Annotated in this window: 1 pseudogene; it reads right to left on the bottom strand. The window is 75.4% G+C overall.

From position 1 onward, the window contains the following. A pseudogene (locus GJV64_RS15710) lies at positions 1-1,083 on the bottom strand (double-strand break repair protein AddB); the annotation flags it as partial.

Genomic DNA, 1,083 nt, shown 5'->3' with positions numbered 1-1,083 from the left:
GCGCCGGCATCGATGCGGCGGGCAATATCCAGCAGGTCATCGCGCCGCGCAATCGTGGCGCCATCGCGTTCGAGGTGCGCCAGCAGCCGCAGCCACAGGCGCGATGGCACCTGCGGGCCAGCCGCATCGCGGCGCGCGCGGGTGATCAGCACGCGGGGCGCCGCGGCGGCCCTCAGGAAATCCTGGGCCGCCAGCCCTTGCGCGCGCGCCGTGCCGGGCAGGCCCAGGCGGGCGCGGATCGCCGGGGCCAGCCACGGATCGGGCGCCGGGCGGCCGGGCCAGGTTACCTCGTTCAGCCCGGCCAGGACCACGAACTCTGCCCGGGTCAGCTGCGCCTCGACCGGCCCCAGGATGGCCAGGCGCGGATGGCCCATGCCGGGCACGCGCACCGTCTGCCCGCCGACCAGCGCCGCCAGCAGCGCCGGCGCCTCCAGCGGCGTGATCGGCCCGAGAAGGCCACCATGGGTTTCCACCTCGGCCACCAGCGTGGCCAACTGGCGCCCGGCCGGGCCGGCCCAGCCGCCCTCTCCCGCCAGTGCCGACAGCGCCTCGCGCAGCGCCGTCATCAGCGCCGGCAGCGTGAACTGGCCGGCCTCACGCAGTGTTTCGAGCGGCATCACGGCAGTGGCCACCCGCTCCCACCACGCATCCATGAAGGCGCTGCGGTCGTCAGCGTGATCGGCGGTCCAGCGGTTGATCGCCTCGCCGGCGGCCTCCAACCCCGGCGGCGGCCGCACGCCCCGCAACGCAATATCTGCGGCGCGGGTACCGGCAGCGAGGTCACCCGGCCCCTCGGCCACCAGCCGGTTCTTCAGCACCGCCAGCAGACGCGCCGGGGCGAAGGCCTCTGCCATCGCCTCCACCAGCGCCAGCAGCAGCGCACCCGGCGGGGTGAGTGGCAGCGGCGTGCCGGCGCTGCTGTCGATTGCGATGCCCCACCGCCGACAATGCGCGGCCACCCGGCGGGCGAGCAGCGGATCGGGCGTGATCAGCGCGGCTGTGCGGCCCGGTTCCTCCAGCGCCTCGCGCAGGGCCAGCGCCACCACCTGTGCTTCTTCGGCGGCCGTGGCACATTCGGCCAGC

This window comes from Sandarakinorhabdus rubra (assembly GCF_010994245.1).
Lineage (GTDB): Bacteria > Pseudomonadota > Alphaproteobacteria > Sphingomonadales > Sphingomonadaceae > Sandarakinorhabdus > Sandarakinorhabdus rubra.
Note: the sequence above shows the minus strand (reverse complement) of the source record. Positions and strands in the feature narration are given on the sequence as shown.